16 protein-coding genes are annotated in these 16,651 nt (G+C 61.4%); 6 read left to right on the forward strand and 10 right to left on the reverse strand.

Annotation, left to right across the window (positions count from 1 at the left end):
- Window positions 1-18 precede the first annotated feature (18 nt).
- Window positions 19-483: an SRPBCC family protein gene (locus J3P96_RS26935; protein WP_434654249.1), complete on the forward strand. Its 465-nt coding sequence runs from the start codon at window positions 19-21 to the stop codon at window positions 481-483.
- Between the two features lie 332 nt (window positions 484-815).
- Here J3P96_RS26935 and J3P96_RS26940 read toward each other — a convergent pair whose 3' ends face one another.
- Window positions 816-2,696, reverse strand: coding sequence for a methyl-accepting chemotaxis protein (locus J3P96_RS26940; protein WP_434570461.1), 1,881 nt, complete (start codon window positions 2,694-2,696; stop codon window positions 816-818).
- 261 nt (window positions 2,697-2,957) lie between these two features.
- Between J3P96_RS26940 and J3P96_RS26945 the strand changes: the two genes are divergently transcribed.
- The 3 genes from J3P96_RS26945 to J3P96_RS26955 all read left to right on the forward strand — a co-directional run bounded on the left by J3P96_RS26945 (window position 2,958) and on the right by J3P96_RS26955 (window position 7,033).
- Window positions 2,958-3,458, forward strand: a complete 501-nt coding sequence (locus J3P96_RS26945) for a sigma-70 family RNA polymerase sigma factor (protein ID WP_434654252.1) — start codon at window positions 2,958-2,960, stop codon at window positions 3,456-3,458.
- Window positions 3,448-4,443 carry a FecR domain-containing protein gene (locus tag J3P96_RS26950; RefSeq protein WP_434654254.1) on the forward strand — a complete coding sequence of 332 codons (996 nt, stop codon included), beginning with the start codon at window positions 3,448-3,450 and terminating at the stop codon, window positions 4,441-4,443. The genes J3P96_RS26945 and J3P96_RS26950 overlap by 11 nt, the downstream gene beginning before the upstream one ends.
- 85 nt (window positions 4,444-4,528) lie before the next feature.
- Complete coding sequence (locus J3P96_RS26955; RefSeq protein ID WP_434654257.1) at window positions 4,529-7,033, forward strand: TonB-dependent siderophore receptor; 2,505 nt, start codon at window positions 4,529-4,531, stop codon at window positions 7,031-7,033.
- Window positions 7,034-7,126: 93 nt separating this feature from the next.
- Here the strand turns inward: J3P96_RS26955 and J3P96_RS26960 are convergent, their stop codons facing one another.
- On the reverse strand, window positions 7,127-8,200 hold the full coding sequence (locus tag J3P96_RS26960; RefSeq protein ID WP_434654260.1) for a fatty acid desaturase: 1,074 nt from the start codon (window positions 8,198-8,200) through the stop codon (window positions 7,127-7,129).
- Window positions 8,201-8,299: 99 nt separating this feature from the next.
- Here J3P96_RS26960 and J3P96_RS26965 point away from each other — a divergent pair, with 99 nt between their 5' ends.
- A complete protein-coding gene (locus J3P96_RS26965) occupies window positions 8,300-9,304 on the forward strand; it encodes an AraC family transcriptional regulator (protein ID WP_434654262.1) in 1,005 nt (334 codons plus the stop codon).
- A 107-nt stretch (window positions 9,305-9,411) separates the two neighbouring features.
- On the opposite strand, the gene J3P96_RS26970 is transcribed toward J3P96_RS26965, so the two are convergent.
- The 3 genes from J3P96_RS26970 to J3P96_RS26980 all read right to left on the reverse strand — a co-directional run bounded on the left by J3P96_RS26970 (window position 9,412) and on the right by J3P96_RS26980 (window position 11,691).
- Window positions 9,412-10,650: a type II toxin-antitoxin system HipA family toxin gene (locus J3P96_RS26970; protein ID WP_434654265.1), complete on the reverse strand. Its 1,239-nt coding sequence runs from the start codon at window positions 10,648-10,650 to the stop codon at window positions 9,412-9,414.
- A complete protein-coding gene (locus J3P96_RS26975; RefSeq protein WP_434654267.1) occupies window positions 10,643-10,891 on the reverse strand; it encodes a helix-turn-helix domain-containing protein in 249 nt (82 codons plus the stop codon). The genes J3P96_RS26970 and J3P96_RS26975 overlap by 8 nt, the downstream gene beginning before the upstream one ends.
- 113 nt (window positions 10,892-11,004) lie before the next feature.
- On the reverse strand, window positions 11,005-11,691 hold the full coding sequence (locus tag J3P96_RS26980) for a Crp/Fnr family transcriptional regulator (RefSeq protein ID WP_434654270.1): 687 nt from the start codon (window positions 11,689-11,691) through the stop codon (window positions 11,005-11,007).
- Between the two features lie 87 nt (window positions 11,692-11,778).
- On the opposite strand from J3P96_RS26980, the gene J3P96_RS26985 reads away from it, so the two are divergent.
- Complete coding sequence (locus J3P96_RS26985; protein WP_434654272.1) at window positions 11,779-12,303, forward strand: DUF962 domain-containing protein; 525 nt, start codon at window positions 11,779-11,781, stop codon at window positions 12,301-12,303.
- 88 nt (window positions 12,304-12,391) lie between these two features.
- Here J3P96_RS26985 and J3P96_RS26990 read toward each other — a convergent pair whose 3' ends face one another.
- From J3P96_RS26990 to oscA, 5 genes are all read right to left on the reverse strand, one after another.
- Window positions 12,392-13,381: a sulfate/molybdate ABC transporter ATP-binding protein gene (locus J3P96_RS26990; RefSeq protein ID WP_434654275.1), complete on the reverse strand. Its 990-nt coding sequence runs from the start codon at window positions 13,379-13,381 to the stop codon at window positions 12,392-12,394.
- Between the two features lie 3 nt (window positions 13,382-13,384).
- Window positions 13,385-14,254 carry a sulfate ABC transporter permease subunit CysW gene (gene cysW, locus J3P96_RS26995; RefSeq protein ID WP_434602451.1) on the reverse strand — a complete coding sequence of 290 codons (870 nt, stop codon included), beginning with the start codon at window positions 14,252-14,254 and terminating at the stop codon, window positions 13,385-13,387.
- A gap of 13 nt (window positions 14,255-14,267) precedes the next feature.
- Entirely contained in the window at window positions 14,268-15,086 is an 819-nt protein-coding gene (gene cysT, locus J3P96_RS27000; RefSeq protein WP_013692011.1) for a sulfate ABC transporter permease subunit CysT, read from the reverse strand.
- A 131-nt stretch (window positions 15,087-15,217) separates the two neighbouring features.
- Complete coding sequence (locus tag J3P96_RS27005) at window positions 15,218-16,231, reverse strand: sulfate ABC transporter substrate-binding protein (RefSeq protein ID WP_434602450.1); 1,014 nt, start codon at window positions 16,229-16,231, stop codon at window positions 15,218-15,220.
- Between the two features lie 126 nt (window positions 16,232-16,357).
- The gene (gene oscA, locus J3P96_RS27010; protein ID WP_003186967.1) at window positions 16,358-16,540 is read right to left on the reverse strand and encodes a sulfur starvation response protein OscA; all 183 of its coding nucleotides are present in this window, start codon (window positions 16,538-16,540) and stop codon (window positions 16,358-16,360) included.
- Between the last annotated feature and the right edge of the window lie 111 nt (window positions 16,541-16,651).

The raw sequence follows: 16,651 nt of genomic DNA on the forward strand, positions 1-16,651 counted from the left end.
AAAGCAAGGAGCAAGACCATGACGACATTTCAACCCAACACACTGATCAAGAATCCTCAAGCCTGCCACGTTGAAACCTCGGTGCAAGTGTCCGCTGACGCGGCGCGAGTCTGGGAAGTGGTCGGCGATTTTGGCGGGTTCAACCGCTTTATCCCCGCACTTGAGCGCATCGAGATGACCGGCGAAGGGGTGAGATCCCTGCGCAAGAAATTCTTCGTCGACGGACAGAACCTGGTGGTGGAACAGCTCAACAGCCGTGACGACCAGGCCATGCACATGACCTGGACGCTGATCTACAACACCCTGGGCATCGACAACCTCTGGGCGGCCATGCGCGTGGAGCCCCTGGCGGACAACCGCTGCCGCGCCACCTGGACCATCATTGCCGACCACACCGACGCCCATACCCCGTCGGGCTTCAGGGATTTCCTGCAAGGGTTCGCCGATGAAGCGATGGAGAACGTGGTGAAGATGTTCACCTGACCACTTGTGGGAGCGAGCCTGCTCGCGAAGGCGTCAGCCCGGACACCGCCCCCTCATGGACAACCCAAAACCCCGTGGCGAGGGAGCTTGCTCCCGCTCGGCTGCGCAGCAGTCGCCAAACCGGCTGCTGCGGTCCGCCTGGAGACTGCCGGGGCCCGCTTCGCAGGCCAGCGGGAGCAAGCTCCCTCGCCACAAGGAAACCCATGGAGAACCATGCATCGCCATCGCGAGCAAGCTCGCTCCCACAGGAGACCGGCGGTGGTCCTGGGTTTCAAGTACACCCAAGACCAATGTGGGAGCGAGCTTGCTCGCGATGGCGCTGGTTCGGCTGATCAGATCTTGAAGCTGTCCACCAGTTGCTTCAACCGATTGGCCTGTTGGGACAAGGCATCGCAATCCTTCAGCGTTTCGTTGAGGTTGGCGACGCTCTGCTGGTTCAGCAGGTTGATGTGGCTGACGTCCATGTTGAGGGTTTCCACCACGGCGGTCTGTTCTTCGGTCGCGGCGGCCACCGACTGGTTCATGCCGTCGATCTCACCGATACGCTGGGTCACGCTGACCAGGCGCAGGCCGGCCTGGTTGGCCACTTCCACGCTTTCTTCGCTGGAGGCCTGGCTGGCGTTCATGGTGGTTACCGCCTCACGAGAACCCACCTGCAACGAAGTGATCATCTTGTGGATCTCTTCAGCCGACTCCTGCGTGCGGTGCGCCAGGTTGCGCACCTCATCGGCCACCACCGCAAAGCCACGCCCGGCCTCACCGGCACGGGCCGCTTCGATGGCGGCGTTCAACGCCAGCAGGTTGGTTTGCTGAGAGATGCCCTTGATCACATCTAGGATGTGCCCGATGTTGTCGGTGCTGGCGTTCAGGGTTTCGATCTGGGTGCACGACAGGCTGATCTTCTGCGACAGCGCGGTCATCGCCTGGATGGTTTTTTCCACCACCTGGCGCCCGTCGTCGGCCTGCTCGCTGGCGCCGCTGGCCTGTTGCGAAGCATCGGCGGCATTGCGGGCGATTTCCTGGGTCGCGGCGCCCAACTGATTGATCGCAGCGGCCACGCTGTTGGTGCGGGCGCTCTGCTCATCCGAGCCGACAAGCGAGGCGTTGGACGACGTCATCACCCGCTGCGACAGATCATGTACCTGCCGCGTGGCCGAAGACACTTCAGCAATCGATGCATGGATGCGCTCCACGAACTGGTTGAACGAACCACCCAGCACAGCGAACTCATCCTTGCCCTGCACGACGAGACGTCGGGTCAGGTCGCCTTCGCCCTGGGCAATGTCCTGCATGGCGCGGCCCATGGTGGTCAACGGACGCATCAAGACCTGGATCAGCAGGCTCAGCAGCAACGCAATCGCCGCCACCGCGACGAACATCGCAATCAACGCAGACGTACGGAAATGGCTCAGCGGCGCGTAGGCCTTGGCTTTGTCGATCGACAGTCCGATATACCACTCGGCGTTCGGCAAGCCTGCCACCGGGGTAAACGAAAGGATGCGGTCCTCCCCGTTCAACTCGACTTCCTGGATACCTTTGCCGATGCGCACCGGCGTGCCTGGGTAGATGTCCTTGAGGTTTTTCATCACATGGTCTTTGTCCGGGCTGACGATCACCTGACCGTCGCCGCTGACCAGGAACGCATGGCCGATGCCGCCGAAATCCACCGAGTTGATGATCTTCACCAGGGTTTCCAGACTCAGGTCGCCACCCACCACACCGAGCAGTTCGCCGTTGTGCTTGACCGGCAGGGCAATGGTTACCACCAGCCCGCCGACGGCTGCCATGTAGGGCGGGGTCAACATGGTTTTATCCGCGGCGACCGCCTGCTTGTACCAAGGGCGCTGACGCGGGTCGTAGCCGTCGGGCATCTTGGCGTCCGGCCGCTGAGTGAAAACGCCGGTGTTCTGGCCGACATAGGTGAACTGGAAATTCGAGGTCAATGCCGGCTGGTCGACGAGCCCCGGCAAATCGGCCCCGGCGCCCTGGTGCGCAATGTTCTGCGCCAGGTTCTCCAACACCAGCACACGGCCACTCATCCAATTCTGGACGCTGCTGGCTGTCAGGTCGCCGGATTGCTCGATGGACGACTCCAGGCTTCGACCGATGGTGTTGCGCTGCAAGTAATCGTTGTAGAGCGTGAACAGGGCAAAAGCCAGGACCACCACACCAGAGGCGGCCAGGAGGATTTTGTGACTGAACTTGAGATTCATGGGTGGGCTTCTTATGCAGGAAGTGGAGTGCAACTGCCATGTAACCGGTGGGCGCGATATTGGATCCGCTCCATTTTGGTGCACCTATATCACTCTGTCGGCCAATGCCTACAAAAAATTAGGCCGCTGTTCGATTGTCCGACGGAACGGCTTGATCGGCGTCCCGTGACGGCCGCAGGCGAATGAATGGTGGTTGCAAAATTGACCCGCGCTGATGACAATGCGACCTATTATCATTTGTGACTCCAGGCCGTCGCGTTCATGTCATCCCCCCAGTTTGCAGTACAGGCGCTCTACAGCAGCCATCACGGCTGGCTCCACACATGGCTGCGCAACCGATTGGGCAATGCCGCCGATGCAGCGGACCTGGCCCAGGACACCTTCGTGCGCCTGCTGCAACGCACCGAACGCCTGGAACTCAAGGCGCCACGCGCCTTCCTGCGCACCATCGCCCAAGGCTTGGTGATTGACCATTGGCGCCGAGCGGAAATCGAACGCGCCTACCTTGAGACCATCGCGCACCTGCCGGAAGCGCAAACGCCCGGCGCCGAAGCCCAGGCATTGATCCTGGAACTGCTGGAGGCCATCGCCCGGATGCTCGAAGGCCTCAAGCCCAACGTGCGCAAGGCGTTCCTGCTGGCCCAGTGCGAAGGCCTGACCTACAAGCAGATCGCCGAACAGATGGGCATTTCCCTGCGCTCGGTGGAACGCTACGTTGCCGACGCGTTGTACCACTGCTATGTGCTGCGCTATGAAGATTGAACCGATGGACCAGTCTTCGGGCCGGGGCCCATCACAGCAGGTGGTCAAGCAAGCGATCCATTGGTTGCTGCGCCTGCGCAACCATGCCGCCAACCCGGCCCTGCGCCAACAGTGCGAGGCCTGGCGCATCGCTCACCATGACCACGAACTGGCTTGGCAACGGGTGCAATCGCTGCACAGCGAACTGACTTCCAGCCTGCGGGCGGTACCTGGTGCCCGGACTGCCCTCGATACCCTGGAGACCAGCGCCCAGCGCCTCGGCCGGCGCCAGGCCCTGAAGCTGTTGTCAGGCGTGGCGGTGATGGGCTGCGCCGCCTGGCTGGGCAAGGACCTGGGCTGGCAGCCGTGGAGCGCCGATTTTGCGACTGCCACCGGCGAACGACGCGGCTTCCAACTGCCAGACGGCACGCGACTGGAGCTCAATACCAACAGCGCGGCCGACCTCGACTACACGGCTTCACAACGCCTGATCACGTTGACGCGCGGCGAAATCATGCTCACCTGCGGCCGCGATCCCGGACGCCCATTACTGGTAAAAAGCCGACACGGCTTGTTCGAGGGGCTGGAGGGCCGCTTCGTCGTGCGCCAGGACAACGACTGCACGCGCCTGAGTGTCGCCAGCGGACACGTCGCCATCCGCTCGCATGTCGGCAGCGACGGCGCCCCGATCCAGGTGGAAGCTGGACAAAGCTACCTGATCAGCGCATCCACCGCGACGCTCGCGCCCCCCCTGGACATGGACGCCGGCGCCTGGGCGGACGGCTTGATCGTCACGCGCAACATGCGCCTGGAAGACTTCCTCAACGAAGTGGGACGTTACCGTCGGGGCTACCTGAAATGCGCCGCCTCGATCGCCGATTTGCGCTTGTCAGGCGTCTTCCGTCTGGCAGACACCGACAAGCTGCTGGCCGTCCTGCCGCACACGCTCCCCGTGCAAATACACTACCGAACCCGCTGGTGGATCACGGTGGAGCGTACGGCCTGATTTTTTTGGCGGGTTTTGCGCGGGCGTCCGGCTAGGACAGTAAGCAACGCTTATCTGCCTCCAGCGACTCCAACGGAAACCTACAATGACTGAGCGCGTGACTCTCAAGACTTCCCTCGGCTGTTCCTCGCCCACCGGCCTGCTGCGCCAGGCCATCCGCGCCGCGCTGTTGAGCACTGCGCTCGGTGTCGGCGCCCTACCGATGTCCGCTGTCGCGGCGCAGGATGGCGCGATCGCCGGCCCCCGGATCTACAACATTGCCGCCGGCCCGCTGAGCGAGGTGCTCAACCAGTTCGCCCGCCAGGCCGGCATCACCCTGGCAAGTACCCCTGGACAAACCAGCGGCGTCCAGTCCCCGGGCCTGAAAGGCGAATATTCGGCGGACCAGGCCCTGCAGCAGTTGCTCAGCGGCTCAGGGCTGGTTGCCGTCAGCCAGGATAGCGGCAGCTATGTGCTGCAAACCGTGGCCCCCGAAAGCACGTTGGCGTTGCCGACCACCGACGTCAAAGGCTTCGCCCTGGGTAACGCTCTCGGCAGCATGGAAGGCTACAACGCCACCCACAGCCAGGTGGCGACCAAGACCAGTACCGCCCTGCGGGAAACGTCGCAAAGCGTATCGGTGGTCACGCGCGAGCAAATGGACGACCAGGGCGCGCAAACCGTGTCCCAGGCAATGCGCTACACCCCTGGCGTGCTGACCAACCCCTATGGCGCGACCCACCGCTACGACTACGTGGCGATGCGCGGCTTCAACGATGGCTCGGTGGACAACATCTACCTGGACGGTTTGAAGTCGATGGGTGACAGCGGCACCTACAGCTCGATTCAGGTCGATCCGTATTTCCTCGAGCGGGTCGACATCCTCAAGGGCCCGTCCTCCGTGCTCTATGGCCGCAGCTCGCCGGGTGGCCTGGTGGCGCTCACCAGCAAGAAACCGCTGTACGAGGCCTATCACCAGATCCAGGCCACGGTCGGTACCCAAGGCCAACGCGGCATGGGTTTCGACCTCAGCGGCCCGGTGGATGACGACAAGCGCATCGCCTACCGCCTGGTCGGCCTGGCCGATACGTCCGACACGCAATTTGACCACAACAAGGAAAAGCGCTTCGCCCTCGCGCCCACGGTGAGCATCGACTTTAGCGAAGACACCTCGCTGACGTTGCAAGCCTACCTGCAGCATGACCCCGACGGCGGTTACCACGGCGGCATGCCGGCGAACGGCACCTTGCACAAGCGCAACGGCCGGCGGATTTCGGAGAACTTCTTCGAAGGCGAGCCTGGCGTCGACGGCTACGAACGTGACCAGCAGTCGTTCGGCTATCAGTTCGAACACCGCTTCAACGACGTCTTCACCGCCCGACAGAACTTCCGCTACCTGGATTCGGACGTCAGCAATGACCAGGTCTATGCCTATGACTGGACCACGCCGACCAGCAACGAGCTGAACCGCTATTACACCGGCGCTGAAGAAAAGCTCCACGCCTTCATCGTCGATAACATGCTCCAGGCGGAATTCTTCACCGGCGCCACCAAACACACCGTGCTGATGGGCGCCGACTACCAGCGGCGCAAGACCGTGGTCGACTGGACCAGCGGCAGCCTCGCGCCGATCAACGCCTTCGACCCGGTCTACGGCAACTCGGCGATCAGCTACTTCAGCCCCACCAGCTACCTGCGGCGCCTGGAGCAGACCGGCGTCTATCTGCAAGACCTGATCGAAATGGACAAGTGGCGCTTCTCTCTGGGCCTGCGCCAGGATTGGGTCGAGACCTCGGACGAGAACCGCATTGCCGAATTCGGCCGTCCGGAAGGCACCGAGATCAACGACAAGCGCACCAAACTCACCGGTAGGGTCGGGGCGCTGTACCTGTTCGACAACGGCCTGGCGCCGTACATCAGCTACTCGGAGTCGTTCAACCCCAACTCCTACGCCGACAGCGCCGGCAACCCGCTGCCGCCCACCGACGGCAAGCAATGGGAACTGGGCCTGAAGTACCAGCCGCCGGGCACCGACGACTTGTACACTGCCTCGCTGTTCCGCATCGACCAGGAGAATCTGGCGACCAAGCTGCCCCAGGAAAACTTCTACCGCGCCGTTGGCGCTGTTCGTTCCCAGGGCCTGGAGCTGGAAGCGCACATGCAGTTGACCGAGCAGTTCAAGGTGCTGGGCAGCTACACCTTCACCGACATCGAATACTCGAAATCGATGGTCAGCACCCTTAGCACGCCCACCGACATCATCGAAAACAAAGGCAACTCTCCGACCCAGGCCCCGCGCCACATGGCATCTGTGTGGGCCGACTACAAATTCGACAGCGGCACGCTCGATGGCCTGCGGCTGGGCGGCGGCGTGCGGTATGTCGGCTACAGCTGGGCCGACGCGGAAAACACCATGAAGGTGCCGTCGTACACGTTGTTCGATGCCTCGGTGGGGTATGACCTGGGCAAGGTCGGCTTGAAGGGCGTGGATGTTCGCCTGAACGCGAACAACCTGACCAACGAGACCTACATCGCGTCATGCGCCAGCCTCAGCTATTGCTACATGGGCGAGGAGCGCAACGTGGCGGCTACGGTGAGTTATCAGTTCTGACCCGCTCTTCAGGCCAGACGCATTTGTCTGGCCTGAAGAATGGTTACTGTGGCGAGGGGATTTATCCCCTCGCCACAAAGCTATATCTCTGCCCTAGGCCTGAACCGCCTTCGCCTCTTCCCTCGCAACGCCTTCCTTACCCACAAACCGATTCGCCCGCCCAAACGTGCCGAAATCATTGAAGCGCACGCCCATCTCCCGCATCACCTTGTGCGCCACCGGCACCGTCATCTGGCGAATGTAGAACGGCTCCTTCACCACGAAATGATGGATGCCGTGGCTGCTGCCGAAATTGAAGCAGAACGCCTGCAACGGCCACAGCCACCAAGGGTTCAACACCTGGGTCTGCTGGATGACGTTGCCTGGCTCGATGTCGCCGTAGTAATGCATGTTCGAGCTGATGAAGTGCAGGCAAAAGGTGCGCAGCACATTCGGGCCGATGATCACCACCGCCGCGATGTCTATGACGTGCAGGGTCGCCAGAGTGCTGGTCGACCAGTCGATCGAAGTGCCGAGCAGCCCGGCAACCGCGTTGGCGCCATGGAAACCGAGGAACACGTACCACGCGCCCCAATGCAACAGCGCCAACGGGAAATACACCTTCAGCGTGCGCTTGAGGATGCTGCGCTTGTGCGCCCAGGTCCTGGCTCGCAGCAGGCGAATGAACGCCGACATCACGTTGTCGCCAACCATCAGCAAGCGCGCCAATCCCCACGGCTCGCCGTTGGTAATCGCGCGCTCCTCCAGGTCCGCCTCGCTGCCGGAAACCTTGTGATGATTGAGGTGCAGGTGGCGGCGAATCCACGGATTGATGGTGCTCGGCCGCGCCAGCCAGACCAGGCCCATCATCAGGTTGTGCGGCACGCGCTGCTTGCGAAAATACATGCTGTGGATCAGGTCGTGTTCCAGCTCGTGGGTCAGGGACGCAAAAAAGGCGTTGAGCAGCAGGCACGCCCAGCCGGCCAGATAGCCGTTGATGTAGAGCAGCGCCGAGCCGGTCATCCCCGCCAGGGCGAACGCCAGGATGCCCGCGCCCAGCGCATCCTGGTGCCGCAGGATCGGATAGCGCTCGCGCAATTCTTCGCCCCGGGCCAGGACCACCTGGCGAATATGGGCGGAGCGCTGCTGTGCATTCAATCGCTCGGGGCTTGCGCAAGTGCCGTGCATGGCTTAATCCTCTGTTATCGATGAGCTAATCCTGCCGGGCCTTGCCTCACAGGGTGATAGCCGCAGACGCCAACCTGTTGACCGCAAGCGCCAATTGCCATGACGGAACCAACCTCCCTCGCCAGCTGGACCCGCGCCCTGCGCAAACAGCTCGATGCACTGGGCCTGGACAGCCATGCCTTGTGCCTGGAGGCGGGCCTGGACCCACAATGGATGGATGACCCGAACGCCCGTTATCCGCTCTCGGCCACCACGCGCCTGTGGGCGCTCGCGGTGCAGGCCAGCGGTGATCCGGCGATCGGCCTGCGGGTGTCGCGCTTTGTCAGCCCCACCACCTTTCATGCGCTGGGTTATGCCCTGGTAGCCAGCGGCAGCCTGCGGGAAGTGTTCGAGCGGATCGTGCGCTATCACCCGGTGGTCAGCGATGCGCTGACCCTGCAACTGAGCCGTGGCGTGGATCGCTACCGCTTCAGTCTCGACGTACCGGCGGGACATCCGGCGCCGGCCCTGGAAGCCATCGACGCGTTCGCCGCGATCTACGTGCGCACCTGCCGTAACCGCCTCGGCCGCGATTACGCCCCGCTGGCGGTTTATCTGCGGCGACCGGAGCCGGCAGACCCCGCCCCTTGGCACAAAGTGTTCCGTTCACCGGTGCACTTCGATGCCGGACACGATTGCCTGGAGTTCAGCCTCGCCGATTTCGACAGTCACCTGGACGACGCCAACCCGGAGCTGGCCGAACACAACGAAACCGTGCTCAAGCGCACCCTCGCCCAGCTCCAGCCGTTGACCTGGGAGCGCAAGGTCCGCGCCGCCATCGAAGCACAACTGCCCGAAGGCGAACCCAGCGCCGAACGCATCGCCCAGACCATGCACCTGAGTCTGCGCAGTCTGCAGCGGCATCTGGCCGACGAAGGTTGCCGCTTCGACGCGCTGCTCAATGAATGCCGGGAAAACCTGGCGCTGCTACACCTGCGCGATCCGCAATGCTCATTGAGCGAGGTCAGTTATCTGCTGGGCTTTGCTGATACCAGCAGCTTCAGCCGCGCGTTCAAGCGCTGGACCGGGATGACGCCGGGGCAGTTTCGGGATGGCTTGCGTTAGGGATCTACCGTACCTGGGCCGGCCTCATCGCGAGCAAGCTCGCTCTCACATTTGATCTGCGGCGCCCACAGAACCTGTGGGAGCGAGCCTGTTTGGGATGGCCTAGGTCAGTCGTTGTCAGCTTTGAGGCTGCGTGCAAGCCCCGCCTTCCACGCCTCGACCATTGCTTCGCCAGTTGCTCTGAACGTTTGATTAGCGTCCATGTAGCGACGCATCTCGGCCAGCGCAAGGTCCATCCCATGAATAACCTGCTCCAACAAATCCTTGCAGCGCCTCTCCGTCAGATTGCAGGCCGAGCGGCCAAACCCCATCAGCATTTTATATTTCGGCCAGGCTTTGGAACCGCCTAACAAGAGCGCCATGTTGTCGTTACGAATATAAACCGCTGTGCTGACGAGGTCGTAGGCGGGTGCGAGCCGGATAGATGCATCCGCGCCACAGTGGTTATAAAGCACCCCGAAATTTTTCAGGTGCGCATCACCATTCTTCAATCCGGCCGAGAGAGCCACGATTTTAAACAAGGACTCCAGTGCCTGATTGAGCATATGAGGCGAAACAAACGCCTTGATCTGCCGGGCCGCGCCTTCATACGAACCGTCATACTTGGCTTTCGATGGCGAGCCATTGAGCACACAAAAATCCTCAAAGCCCAGATATTCGCCAGTGCGTGGCAGATCAAAACGCTTGACGATCAAAAATTTTCCGCGCTCGCTCAACTCGAATTCCGGCACTTCAAGCCCCGCATGCAACGCGGCCCGCATGCAAAAGAATTCATTGGCGGCCAACTCGGGGAACTCGTCCGAGCGAAACGCCTTGACCAGATGTGTAGCACCCCGGTGAGTCAAGCGATCAACAGCGGATGCGCTGTCGCGTACCAACACTTTGGGTTGTACTCCAGAAACACCCGAATATCGCCCGTAGGTGTCCAGCAAATCCTCGAACAGCCCCTCGGCCCCGTCATGCACCAACAAGTCCGCCAAACTGGTTTCGGGCGGCCCGGCCTCGGTACGCAAACGACCAATACCCACCCGGCCCAGCTGATGAGGTCCCACGATGGCAAGCATGGCGAAGTCGTCAAAGCCCCGCACCGCCTTACTGAAACGGCGCACCAGCTCGTCACGCAAGGCGCCTTCCGGCAGGTTCATTTCAAAGATCGGTGGTACGCCGGGCTCCCAGCTATAGCTTTCAAGACGCGCTGGCATGGTCAGCGAAACCGAATGCTCCTCATCCGCGTCAGATGCGTAAGTGAACACTGAATCGCTGCGCTGTTGACCTCGCCCAAGGACGCCGATAGCCGCTTCGCTGACGGTGACTTGCAACCTGTCCAGACCTTGTTCATCAGCCATGGAAAGAGTCCTTTTTCAGTGTGTCGAGTGTCGGGCGCTTCGCCGGACGGGCAATCGCTGTCAACTCATAGCCGAAACCGTTGAGAATAGCTTCGACCTTACGAATGCCGACTTCAGCAATAGTATTGTTTTCGATCCCGGAAATCGTCGCGCGGCTCATGCCGTACTGCGCAGCCAATGCCTGCTGGGAAAGACGGTGTTCCTTGCGCAATCGCCTGATCAACGCACCGAGGGTTTCCATACGCCAACTCCGCATCGTATACAGTGCAAAAATCATTAAAAACACAAAATGCACTATATTTAATTCATTTTATCCGAGTGTAGCGCAATCACGATCTGTACGAGTGGTCGACATCAGGTAGAAGCCAGGCGCCGCAGCCGCTCGATATCGAGGATTTCGATCTCGCCATAACCAAGCTGAAGAATGCCCTGCCCCTGCAGATCCTTGAGAATCTGGTTGGTGGTTTGGCGCGACAGGGAAAGCATTAACGCCAGTTGGTCCTGGGGCAGTTGGAGAACCCGGCGGGCCGGTTCGATTTCACCGTAGCCTTCGGCAATCATCAGCAAGCGATGGACCACGCGGGCCGGAGCAGGCATCAGGCTCAGGTGTTCGAGGTTGACGAAGGTCAGGCGCAACTTGTGGCTCATCAACAAGGCCAGCTGCCGCCAATAACCCGGTTGTTCTTCGAGAAAAGCCAACAGCCCGGCCTGAGGTACATGCAACAACGTGCATTGCCCGACCCCCTGCGCGTCATGGGTACGTGGCTGGCCATCGAACAGGCTGATTTCGCCGAACCAATAGGGTGGCTCCACGACGCTCAGCAGCGCTTCCTTGCCCTGCTCACTGACGGCGCCGATCCGCACCGCCCCTTCGAGCACAGCGTACACGCCACACGGCGGATCGCCGCGCTTGAACAACCGCTGACCGGGCGACAGGCGACGCAGCCGCGACATCTCCAGCAGACTATTCTGTAACTCGGCGGGCAGATGGCTGTACCAGTGGCCGGTCATCAAGTGCGCATGCCAGGGATGAGTAATCATGGAAACTCCGGGACAAGTGTCGGCTAGCTGACAGAGCGCCTGGTGGAACCTGGGCATCATGCGGGCATCACCTCAGGAGGAACAACAATGAAAAGCCTCGTCGATCATCTCAGTCAATACGCGGCCTATCACCGCGACCCACGCAACATCGCCAGCCACTTCATCGGTATTCCGCTGATTTTCGTTGCCGTCGCCGTGCTGTTGTCACGACCGGGATGGCCGGTTGGCGCGATTTTGATTTCGCCCGCGCTGCTGGTGGCAGCGGCCAGTGCCTGGTTCTACCTGCGCCTGGAATTACGCCTGGGTGTGCTGATGACCGTGCTGCTGGGGCTTGCCGTCTGGCTGGGACAGGTGCTCGCCGCGCAAAGCACGGCGATATGGCTGGCCGGCGGCCTGGGCATGTTTGTGGTGGGCTGGGTGATCCAGTTCGTCGGCCACTATTACGAAGGGCGCAAACCGGCGTTCGTCGATGATCTGACCGGGTTGATTGTCGGGCCGTTGTTCGTCGTGGTCGAGGCGGGATTCCTGCTGGGCATGCGCCATGACCTCAAACAACAGATCGAGGCGCAGGCCGGGCCGGTAAGGGTCAATCAGAAGCGGGCCGCAGCCTGAGGCCGCCTTCGCGAGCAGGGCTCGCTCCCACATTGGATTGGCGTCGTACACAAATCCCTTGTGGGAGCGAGCCCTGCTCGCGAAGCTTTTAAAGGTTTGAAACCTTCTGCCAGACCTTCGGCTTGAAGAACAGCGTCTCGCCCTTCGCCAACCCAACCAGGCTGTCATGGTCCTTCACCACTTCGGCCTCGATCAGTTCGCTCTGGCCTTCGACCTTCAACGTCACCCGCGTGGTCGCGCCAAGCGGGCGAATGTCGCGCACTTCGGCGGGGTGGTGGTCTTCCAGTTCCGAGCGCGACAGCGACACTTCATGCGGACGGAACAGCACATGCCGGTCCTCCCCGAGATGCAGACGGTTCGAGTCGCCCAGGAAGTGATAGACAAAATCGCTGGCCGGGTTCTCGTACACATCGCCCGGTGAGCCGATCTGCTCGATAACGCCCTTGTTCATCACCACGATCCGGTCGGCGACTTCCATGGCCTCTTCCTGGTCGTGGGTCACGAATACCGAGGTCAGGTTGATGTCCTCGTGCAGCCGCGCCAGCCAGCGGCGCAATTCCTTGCGGACCTTGGCGTCGAGGGCGCCGAACGGTTCGTCCAGCAGCAACACCTTGGGTTCTACCGCCAAGGCGCGGGCCAGGGCGATACGCTGGCGCTGGCCGCCGGACAACTGCTCCGGATAACGGTCGGCGAGCCAGTCGAGCTGCACCATGTTCAGCAGCTCATGAACCTTGGTCGCGATCTGGCTTTCGTTCGGGCGCTGGTTCTTGGGCTTCATGCGCAAGCCGAAAGCGACGTTGTCGAACACCGTCATGTGGCGGAACAGGGCGTAGTGCTGGAACACAAAACCGACGTTGCGATCACGCACGTCGTGGCCGGATACGTCTTCACCATGGAACACGATGTTGCCCTGGTCCGGCGTCTCGAGGCCGGCAATGATCCGCAGCAGGGTCGTCTTGCCACAGCCCGACGGGCCGAGCAGCGCCACCAGCTCGCCGCTCTGGATGTCCAGGCTGATATCGTCGAGGGCCTTGAAGGTGTTGAAATTCTTGCTGACGTTACGGACTTCGATCGACATGACTTATTCCTCCGCGGCGCTGGCGCGCAGGCGGTTGATTCGGTTTTCGCTCCACTGCTTGAGCAGCAGGATGAAGAGCGCCAGGATCAGCAACAGGCTCGCCACGGCGAACGCGGCCACATGGTTGTATTCGTTGTAGAGGATCTCGACGTGCAGCGGCAGGGTGTTGGTCACCCCGCGAATGTGCCCGGAAACCACCGACACCGCGCCGAACTCGCCCATGGCCCGGGCGGTACACAGCACCACGCCATAGATCAGACCCCACTTGATGTTCGGCACAGTCACATGCCAGAACATCTGCCAGCCGTTGGCGCCCAGCAGGCGCGCGGCTTCTTCTTCCTGGGTGCCCTGCTCCTGCATCAGCGGGATCAGTTCACGGGCCACGAACGGCACGGTGACGAAGATCGTCGCCAGGACGATGCCCGGCAGCGCGAACACGATCTGGATGTCGTGATCCGACAGCCACGGCCCGAACAGGCCCTGGGCGCCAAACATCAACACGTAGACCAGGCCAGCGATTACCGGCGACACCGAGAACGGCAGGTCGATCAGCGTCACCAGCATGCTTTTGCCACGGAACGAATACTTGCTCACACACCATGCGGCGCTGACGCCGAACACCAGGTTCAACGGTACCGAAATCAGTACCGCAATCACCGTGAGCTTGAGCGCCGACAACGCATCGGGCTCGAAGATCGCCGCGAAGAAAGTACCCAGGCCCGACTTCAGGCCCTGGGACACCACGATGAACAGCGGCAACAGCAGAAACAGTGCAAAAACCAGCCAGCCGAGGCCGATCAGGATGCGCCGCGAAACCGCGCTGCCGCGGCGGGCAGCGTTGGTGGAGGCGGCGGAAATAGACGATTGGGACATGGTTCGCGCCTCCTTATGGGGTTTCGATGCGCCGCTGCAACAAGTTGATCAGCAGCAGCAGGACGAAGGAAACCACCAGCATCAGCACGCCGATGGAGGTGGCGCCGGTGTAGTCGTATTGGTCGAGCTTGACCATGATCAGCAGCGGCAGTATCTCGGTTTTCATCGGCATGTTGCCGGCGATGAAAATCACCGAACCGTACTCGCCCACGCCCCGGGCAAACGCCAGGGCGAAGCCGGTCAACCAGGCCGGCAACAACGCCGGCACGAGGATGTGGCGGAACACCTGCCATGGCTTGGCACCGAGGCACGCGGCGGCTTCTTCGACTTCACGGGGAATGTCGGCGAGCACCGGCTGCACCGTGCGCACCACGAACGGCAGCGTCACGAAGGTCAGCGCGAGGGTGATGCCCAGCGGGGTGTAGGCAATCTTGAAACCCAGGTCGGTGGCGAACTGGCCGACCAGGCCGGTCGGCGCGTACAACGCGGTCAGGGCGATACCGGCCACGGCGGTGGGCAAGGCGAACGGCAAATCGATCATCGCGTCGATGATCTTGCGTCCCGGGAAGGTGTAGCGCACCAGCACCCAGGCCAGCAGCGTGCCAATCACGCCATTGATGATCGCAGCGTACAGCGCGGTGCCGAAACTGAGCTTCAAGGCTGCCAGCACCCGCGGCGCCGAAATGATCGCCCAGAACTGTTCCCAGGTGAGTTGGGCGGCATGCACGAACATCGCCGCCAGGGGTATGAGCACAATCAGACTGAGGTACACCAGGGTGTAGCCCAGCGTCAGCCCGAAGCCGGGTATGACGGGGGATATGCGACGCGACATAAAGGTCCTTGGTTGTGTGGCGAGGGAGCTTGCTCCCGCTGGGGTGCGCAGCAGCCCCCTTTTTTTATGAGCGCTTCGCACTCAAGCGGGAGCAAGCTCCCTCGCCACAATGAATCCGGGGTCTATTCAGCTTACTGCGCCTGATAGATCTGGTCGAACACACCGCCATCATTGAAGAATTTAGGCTGTGCCGTTTTCCAGCCGCCGAAGTCCTTGTCGATAGTCACCAGCTCAAGTTTCGGGAACTGCCGGGCGTATTTGGCGGCCACGTCCTTGTCACGCGGACGATAGAAGTTTTTCGCCGCGATTTCCTGGCCGGCCGGGCTGTACAGGTGCTTGAGGTACGCTTCGGCGATCTCGGCATTACCCTTTTTCTCGGCATTCTTGTCCACCACCGCCACCGGCGGTTCGGCGAGGATCGACAGCGACGGCACGACGATGTCGAACTTGTCCGCACCACCGTCCTCTTTCAGCGCCAGGAACGCTTCGTTTTCCCAGGCCAGCAACACGTCTCCCTGACCGTTGTTGACGAACGTGATGGTCGAGCCACGGGCACCGGTGTCGAGGATCGGCACGTGCTTGAACAGCGCCTGCACATATTCCTTGGCCTTGGCTTCGTCGCCACCGTTGGCTTTCAGGCCGTAGGCCCAGGCGGCGAGGAAATTCCAGCGGGCACCGCCGGAGGTCTTCGGGTTTGGCGTGATGACCGAGACGTCATCCTTGATCAGGTCGCCCCAGTCCTTGATGCCCTTCGGGTTGCCCTTGCGCACCAGGAACACAATGGTCGAGGTGTAAGGCGTGCTGGCATCCGGCAGGCGTTTTTGCCAGTCCGCCGGCAGCGACTTGCCCAATTTGGCGATTTCGTCGATGTCGCCGGCCAGCGCCAGGGTCACGACGTCGGCACGCAGGCCGTCAATTACTGCTCGGCCTTGCTTGCCCGAACCACCATGGGACTGCTGGATTTTCACGGTGTCGTCCGGATGGGCTTTTTTCCAGAAGCTGGCGAATTCGGCGTTGTAATCCTGATACAGCTCGCGGGTCGGGTCGTAGGACACGTTGAGCAACTCGTAGTCCTTGGCAACCGCGGAACCTGCAAAAACAGCACTGGCCAGGGCGGCCAAGGCATAACGGCGAATCGACGACATGGTGAAAGCTCCTGGAATTCTGGTTTTTATGGCTTCTGGAAATCGTTTGTCCGGTAACCGGAATCGCAGCCTGCGGCAGCTCCTGCATCAAGCCCCCCGGCAGGGGCTGGCGCAGGCTGTGATCCTTCAGCTCGGTTTATGACTCGGTTGCTGCAAGCGGAATTTTTCCTTGCGCTCGATCTGGACCACCTGGGCGTTGTGCACGGTAATCTCCACCGCGCCAAAGCGCAGGTCACGCAATGCACTCTGGATCTCGCGCAAGATGGTTGCTTCGTCCTGGCCGTCAACGCTACGTAGGGATGCGCTCATGCTGCTGCTCCTTGGAATGAATGCCTGGCAGTGGGCGGCACTGCTTGCGGCGTGGGAGCAATATTAGATAAGTGCAGATATTCTTAAAAAGACTATTTAAGAATTTTTATA

Source organism: Pseudomonas sp. R3-56 (assembly GCF_051132075.1).
Taxonomy (GTDB): domain Bacteria; phylum Pseudomonadota; class Gammaproteobacteria; order Pseudomonadales; family Pseudomonadaceae; genus Aquipseudomonas.

Excerpts from the sequence above, each read along its gene's own strand:
- J3P96_RS26965 (WP_434654262.1), top strand. The coding sequence starts at position 8,300 with ATGACGGAACCAACCTCCCTCGCCAGCTGGACCCGCGCCCTGCGCAAA.
- J3P96_RS26960 (WP_434654260.1), bottom strand. The coding sequence starts at position 8,200 with ATGCACGGCACTTGCGCAAGCCCCGAGCGATTGAATGCACAGCAGCGC.
- cysT (WP_013692011.1), bottom strand. The coding sequence starts at position 15,086 with ATGTCGCGTCGCATATCCCCCGTCATACCCGGCTTCGGGCTGACGCTG.
- J3P96_RS27005 (WP_434602450.1), bottom strand. The coding sequence starts at position 16,231 with ATGTCGTCGATTCGCCGTTATGCCTTGGCCGCCCTGGCCAGTGCTGTT.
- J3P96_RS26935 (WP_434654249.1), top strand. The coding sequence starts at position 19 with ATGACGACATTTCAACCCAACACACTGATCAAGAATCCTCAAGCCTGC.
- J3P96_RS26970 (WP_434654265.1), bottom strand. The coding sequence starts at position 10,650 with ATGGCTGATGAACAAGGTCTGGACAGGTTGCAAGTCACCGTCAGCGAA.
- cysW (WP_434602451.1), bottom strand. The coding sequence starts at position 14,254 with ATGTCCCAATCGTCTATTTCCGCCGCCTCCACCAACGCTGCCCGCCGC.
- J3P96_RS26955 (WP_434654257.1), top strand. The coding sequence starts at position 4,529 with ATGACTGAGCGCGTGACTCTCAAGACTTCCCTCGGCTGTTCCTCGCCC.
- J3P96_RS26940 (WP_434570461.1), bottom strand. The coding sequence starts at position 2,696 with ATGAATCTCAAGTTCAGTCACAAAATCCTCCTGGCCGCCTCTGGTGTG.
- J3P96_RS26985 (WP_434654272.1), top strand. The coding sequence starts at position 11,779 with ATGAAAAGCCTCGTCGATCATCTCAGTCAATACGCGGCCTATCACCGC.
- J3P96_RS26950 (WP_434654254.1), top strand. The coding sequence starts at position 3,448 with ATGAAGATTGAACCGATGGACCAGTCTTCGGGCCGGGGCCCATCACAG.
- oscA (WP_003186967.1), bottom strand. The coding sequence starts at position 16,540 with ATGAGCGCATCCCTACGTAGCGTTGACGGCCAGGACGAAGCAACCATC.
- J3P96_RS26945 (WP_434654252.1), top strand. The coding sequence starts at position 2,958 with ATGTCATCCCCCCAGTTTGCAGTACAGGCGCTCTACAGCAGCCATCAC.
- J3P96_RS26975 (WP_434654267.1), bottom strand. The coding sequence starts at position 10,891 with ATGGAAACCCTCGGTGCGTTGATCAGGCGATTGCGCAAGGAACACCGT.
- J3P96_RS26980 (WP_434654270.1), bottom strand. The coding sequence starts at position 11,691 with ATGATTACTCATCCCTGGCATGCGCACTTGATGACCGGCCACTGGTAC.
- J3P96_RS26990 (WP_434654275.1), bottom strand. The coding sequence starts at position 13,381 with ATGTCGATCGAAGTCCGTAACGTCAGCAAGAATTTCAACACCTTCAAG.